This is a genomic window from Lacimonas salitolerans, from assembly GCF_042677865.1.
Classification (GTDB): Bacteria; Pseudomonadota; Alphaproteobacteria; order Rhodobacterales; family Rhodobacteraceae; genus Lutimaribacter; species Lutimaribacter salitolerans.
On sequence record NZ_JBHUDD010000117.1, the window covers coordinates 1 to 5299 of the forward strand.

7 protein-coding genes are annotated in these 5299 nt (G+C 64.8%); all 7 read right to left on the bottom strand.

Going from position 1 to position 5299, the window contains the following annotated elements; translation table 11 throughout:
• From ACFTOW_RS13925 to ACFTOW_RS13955, 7 genes are read right to left on the bottom strand one after another with little or no spacing between them, the layout of a single operon-like run.
• On the bottom strand, positions 1–990 hold the full coding sequence (locus ACFTOW_RS13925; protein ID WP_379916721.1) for a lytic transglycosylase domain-containing protein: 990 nt from the start codon (positions 988–990) through the stop codon (positions 1–3).
• Positions 991–994: 4 nt separating this feature from the next.
• Positions 995–1210, bottom strand: a complete 216-nt coding sequence (locus ACFTOW_RS13930; RefSeq protein WP_379916723.1) for a hypothetical protein — start codon at positions 1208–1210, stop codon at positions 995–997.
• The gene (locus ACFTOW_RS13935; RefSeq protein ID WP_379916725.1) at positions 1207–3603 is read right to left on the bottom strand and encodes a VirB4 family type IV secretion/conjugal transfer ATPase; all 2397 of its coding nucleotides are present in this window, start codon (positions 3601–3603) and stop codon (positions 1207–1209) included. Before ACFTOW_RS13935 ends, ACFTOW_RS13930 begins: the two co-directional genes overlap by 4 nt.
• Positions 3593–3871: a VirB3 family type IV secretion system protein gene (locus ACFTOW_RS13940; RefSeq protein ID WP_107326157.1), complete on the bottom strand. Its 279-nt coding sequence runs from the start codon at positions 3869–3871 to the stop codon at positions 3593–3595. The genes ACFTOW_RS13935 and ACFTOW_RS13940 overlap by 11 nt, the downstream gene beginning before the upstream one ends.
• A gap of 21 nt (positions 3872–3892) precedes the next feature.
• On the bottom strand, positions 3893–4183 hold the full coding sequence (locus ACFTOW_RS13945) for a TrbC/VirB2 family protein (RefSeq protein WP_379916732.1): 291 nt from the start codon (positions 4181–4183) through the stop codon (positions 3893–3895).
• A 20-nt stretch (positions 4184–4203) separates the two neighbouring features.
• Positions 4204–4887, bottom strand: a complete 684-nt coding sequence (locus tag ACFTOW_RS13950; RefSeq protein WP_379916728.1) for a lytic transglycosylase domain-containing protein — start codon at positions 4885–4887, stop codon at positions 4204–4206.
• 25 nt (positions 4888–4912) lie between these two features.
• Positions 4913–5197, bottom strand: a complete 285-nt coding sequence (locus ACFTOW_RS13955; protein WP_379916730.1) for a hypothetical protein — start codon at positions 5195–5197, stop codon at positions 4913–4915.
• Positions 5198–5299 lie beyond the last annotated feature (102 nt).

Sequence of the window (5299 nt, forward strand, 5' to 3'; positions counted from 1 at the left end):
TCATGGCTCCCAAACGGGCGCACCGCGATCATCGCCACAACGAAGGCGGCCACAGAGTTCAAAATGGAGGAAAGAAGGGGGTGCCCCATGGGCCGAGAGGCTGAAGCTCGCGTTCGCCAGAAGCACCGGGTCGATGGTGCCGAGCGCGTCGATTCCGCCCACGGCGGCAAGGTAGCTGTTGTACTGCTGCGGGATAACCACAACGTAGTGCTGGGTTTCTGCAAAGGGCGGGACACCGCCGTAGTTTTGCACGTTGCCAGGGCCTGCGTTATAGGCCGCAAGCGCGTGGATGATGTTGCCATCGAACATATTCAGCATCTGCGCGAGGTAGCGGGCGCCCCCCGTCACCTGCAGCCAGGGGTCGTCATAATAGGCCGGATAGATCCCGAGATCGCCGGCCGTACCGGGCATGATCTGGGTGAGGCCGAAGGCGCCTACGGGGGAGTGGGCTCCGATCTGGAAGCGGCTTTCCTGCCAGATCAGCGCCTGCAGAAGGCAGCGCCACTGCACCAGCGACAGGCCCGCGCGGCTCACGCCAGGCAGGCTGTGGGTTTGGCGGGCCGCGCGGATGATCAACTCCTCGATCCCTTCCCGGGCATCGCCGAACATTCGCGCTGCCGCAGGGTTGTTGTCCTCAGGCGCATAGAGGCTGGCCGCAGCGCTTTCGATGTCGCCCCCAGATCCCCGAACTACCCCCTGCCCCGCTTCCAGCCCAGCCACGGTGCCCGCGACATCACCGGATCCGAGGGACATCGCATCCATCAGCCCTTCGAGCGAGGTGAGTTGCTGGCGTTCGATCTCGGCCAGCTCCTCCTCACGGGTCAACCGGTCCTGCTGCAGGGCCAGATCCCGATCGGTCTGCTCGACGATCGCCTGCCGCTCAGCGAAGAGGCGCAGATCAAACGTCGGCACGCCCTGAGCCACGGCAGTCCCGACATTCAGAATCGCCAGCGCAAGGCCGATCATCGAGAGGGGAAGCCAGGTCCGCATCGGCTTAGCCGCCCGCCCCCAGCATCACGAAATCGCAAGCCGTGTCTCGCCGCGTGACTTCCGCCCCCATGGTCGAGATCGTGGTCGTCGCGGTTTCCGCCTGCGCGGGCGCATCACGAAAGTTGAAGCAGTTGGCCTTTGCGGGGTTATGCTGCGCGCAAGCTGTCAGGGTCAGGCCGAGGCCAAGCAGCACGGCGCTGCGGATCATGGTAAGGGTCATGTCACTCTCCAGAAATCGGGGCGGTCGCGGTAATCGGGGCCGACAAGGGCCTCGCCCTTCTCCATGCCGCCGAGGATGGTCACGAGCGGGCCGAGGGCGCTGAGATCGGCGTCGATCACGACCGAACCTCGGTCATCGCGCACTAGGGCCAGCCGCGAGGCGGAGCCGACGCCCAGGAGCACGTCGAGTTCTTTCTCGCTGAGGCCGAGCATCGCGTAATCCGCAGCTGAAGCGCGGATGTTGGGCAAGAGAACTTGCGTCGGTACGGCTTCCACGATGGTCTTGCCGGTCCGGGTGCGCTCGAGCTGGCTGGCATATTGGGTCATCATCACGACGACCGCGTTCTGTTTGCGCGCGGTCACCAACCAGTTCGAGAGCCGCTCCGCGAAATACGCGTTGTCGAGCGCCTTCCAGGCCTCATCGATGACGATGATCGTGGGCTTGCGGTCTTCGATCACGCGCTCGACCCGGCGGAAAAGGTATGACAGGACCGCCATGCGTTCCCGCTCGCTCTCGGAATCGAGGATGCCGGTCAGATCAAAGCCCGCGACGTCAGCGTCGGTGCTGCCCCCGATTTGGAACGTGTCGTCTGTGTTCGCCCCAAAGATCCAGCCGTAGCGGCCCTCAGCCGTCCATTCCTGCATCCGCTCAAACAGATCGCCATCGTCATCGGTCGAGACGAGGAGCGAGGCAAAGTCCGACCAGTTTCGCAGCCCCGCGTTCCCGGCGCTGGCATTCTGGCGCACGACCTCCTGCAGGCGGTTGGTCTGTACCGGGGTCAACGGCCGATCGCGGCGCTCGAGGAGGCTTGCGAGCCAGTCGGCCAGCCAGGCCTGACCGCGCGCGTCGATCTGGGTTTGCAGGGGGTTGAGCCCCGTGGGCCGCCCCGCCCGCACGGTCGAATAACTGCCGCCAAGCGCGCGGACCGCCATTTCCATGCCGGCGCGATAGTCGAAGACGAAGAGCCGCGCGCCTGCGCGCCGGGCCATGGTCATCAGGAAAGCCGCCAGGACGGATTTGCCCGAACCGGGGCGCCCCAAGATCAGCGTATGGCCACCTGTGGGCTCGCGGTCCGGCGCGCCCTGTTCGTGGAAGTTGAAGCGGAACCCGCTGCGCTCGGGCGTCGGGAAGAGCGTGATCGGCAAGCCCCAGGGGACATTGCTGCCGGTCTTGCCAAGCGGCGTGCGGTGGAAGGTGGCGAGATCGGCGAAGTTGTGGTTCGTGATCGCGGCCTTGCGGCTGCGCGCCCCTGTGTTCCCTGGATGCTGCGCCATGAAATGCGCCCGCGCGCCGAAGGCTTCCGAGATCAGGTTGATCCCGGAGGTCGCGGAGATATTGCGGATCTCGGCCGCGATGTCATCAAGCGCAGCCCGCGATCGCGCATAGACGGCCACCGTCATATGGTGCTCGCCGAAGATCAGGCGTTTCGATTCCAGATCGTCCTGGGCGAGTTCCAACTCCTGCGCGAGGCTGACGGCCCCGTCATTGGCCGCCTGCATGAGCCGCAGCTGTCGCTTGATACGGCCTGCCATGATGTTGGCGTTGATCGGCACGAAGGAGTGGGTGACCACCATGTCGACGGGCAGGTTCAACTCATCGAGCATCAGGCTGTCGGTCTTGGCGGGGTAGTTCTTCACTGCGAAGATCGCGCCCAACTTGTCGCCCGCGGCACCGTCCGAGAGCGCGATGGTCGTGCCGCGGAAGGTGACGCGGGTATTGGCGACATCCTCTGCGATCACGCCGAGGCGCGATCGCGGGTAGAGCGGATGCTCCTCGCCAGTGTTCAGAGATCCGAGGAAGCCCAGAAGCTCCCCTGTGCTGGCCGCGAGCAGGCGTGGCTTCAGCTCGTCGAAGGATGACAGCAGAAACCCAACGACCTCGTCGAGCTTGCGCAGGCGCCGGGTCGTGTCTGCGGCATGCCGAGTGCGCGAAGTCCTTAGACCAAACGGCAGGCGACTGCCCGCCTCGGGGTGCTTCAGGACCGTCAGGGTCAGTGTCTTGTCGCGCAGGCCCACCTGACCCAGATGCGCGCGCCAGCGCTGATCGACGGCGGCAGCGAACCCATCGCCCGGGATGGGCGGCAGGGTCACATCGACCGCTTTTGAGACCTTGTGCAGGTAGAAGGAAAACTCCGTCCCCACCTGCGCGACGATGCCGGCGAGAAGCCCACCGATCCGGTCGAGATGCGCGTCCTCGCTCGTGGTGCTGTTCACCCCTTCCAGCCGGATGCATTGCATCAACTCGTTGCCGCGGGTCCGGATCGTCCGGTCGGTGACAAGGCTGACATAGGGCAGCATGGACGAGAGCCGCTTCTCGCCCTTGACCCATGCAGGCAGCGCAGTCAGCGGATCGAGGGCGCCTTCCACGTCACGGGCAGCTCCATCACGGGGCATAGCTGTCGCCTCCGTGGATCTTGCGGTTCGTCGTGGGCGGGGTTTCCTGCAAGGTGATCACCAGGACATCGAGGAAGTTCGGATCCCAGTCCGCGGCTTTCCAAAGCGCCGGCCAGGCCAGCCCCGCGAAGACGGCCACCACCCAACTCTGCACCCAGAGGAACAGGAGCGTCGAGCCGAAGAGCCAGACCATGGCGTACATGATCGGCAAGCCCATCAGCTTTGGCGGCCTGAGAAGGCCGATGAACACGCGGGACTGGTCGGACATCGCCAAGAACTCCAGACTTGCTCAGGTCGTCCAGATGGCGGCGACGATGGTGGGCGCTGCGGCGATGCCCGCGATCGCGACCACGACCCAGAGCGCCTGACGGAAGTCGAGGATCCCGAAGAGCCAGGAGAGGAACACGCCGATCAGGGCGAGCGTGCCGATCACGATGCCTAAGGGCCCGGTGATCGCATCGACGATGCCCTGTAGCAGCGTCTGCACCGGCGACAGGTCAATGCTTTGGGCCAGCGCGGGGCCTGCCATCACGATCAGGGCCATCGCGCCGAGCGCGACAAGGGCCCGCGTGCGGGGCACGCTTTGAAGATTCTTGGACGTCACGAAATGTCTCCTCTCAGCCGCTGGAACACGGCTGTCACACGGGCCACATGGCCTTGGGTTTCTCGAAAGGGGGGAATGCCGCCATGGCGGGTGACCGCATAGGGGCCGGCATTGTAGGCAGCAAGCGCCAGCGCAGGATCGCCGAACTGCTCGAGCATCATCAGAAGGTAGCGGGCAGAACCGTCGAGGTTCTGAGCAAGGTCGTGCGGGTCAACGCCGAGATCGCGCGCGGTGTCGGGCATGAGCTGGCCGAGCCCGATGGCTCCAACCGGGCTGCGCGCGCCGGGATTGTAAGCGCTCTCGACCTCGATGTTGGCGCGGTAGAAGAGCGTCCAGTCGGTGACCGACAGACCTGCCTGACGCAGGGCGTCATGGCTGCTGTAACGCAAGGCGGTGGTCTCGATTGCGTGGAGGATTTCCGGTGAGGCGCGGACGGCGCGCGGGGCGACCGCTGCTGCAGCCATCACATCGCTCAGGGGATCGTTATCCCCACGGGACTGCGGTGCTGCGAAGAGAAAGAGGCGATCTGGGAGGGGCCCATTCCGGGCATCGTCGTCGCCGGTGAACGAGCGCAAGGTGCTCGTGGTATCAGTTGTGTCGATCAGTCGGCCATCAGGGCTGACCTGGAAGATGAAACCGTCGGCAAAGGCCGGGGGTGCTGAACAAACACCTGTACCCAATGCAACGACGAGCGCAAATGCGCGGTCAGTTGTCCTTGACCAGAACCGGGCCGGTTCGTGGCTCGGGCGTGCGCCCGGGTGCTGCATGGCGCTCGCGGGCGCCTTCGATGAGCGGGATGCTGGCAGTCGTGCAGCCCATGTCGGCAAGGAAGCTGACAAGACCGACAATCGTCTTGAACTCGCGAACCTTGAGATAGCTACGGCTCGTGACGAGCATCTTGTCGTCACGCCCGTCCTCAGCAACGGCACGGATGACCCATGTGCCGTACCAACTGTTATGGCGCTTCTCGGCGCCATCCTTGCAGACCACCTCGATGAGGTAGTGTTCGGCCTGTAGCGCGACAAACTTGATGAGAAGAGCGCGTCAATCAGGATGAGAATCCTTGGTCGCGACGCTTGAGAAGATGCCGCC

Bases quoted from the DNA above. Each gene is read 5' to 3' on its own strand.
- ACFTOW_RS13935 (WP_379916725.1), bottom strand. From the start codon at position 3,603: ATGCCCCGTGATGGAGCTGCCCGTGACGTGGAAGGCGCCCTCGATCCG.
- ACFTOW_RS13940 (WP_107326157.1), bottom strand. From the start codon at position 3,871: ATGTCCGACCAGTCCCGCGTGTTCATCGGCCTTCTCAGGCCGCCAAAG.
- ACFTOW_RS13930 (WP_379916723.1), bottom strand. From the start codon at position 1,210: ATGACCCTTACCATGATCCGCAGCGCCGTGCTGCTTGGCCTCGGCCTG.
- ACFTOW_RS13925 (WP_379916721.1), bottom strand. From the start codon at position 990: ATGCGGACCTGGCTTCCCCTCTCGATGATCGGCCTTGCGCTGGCGATT.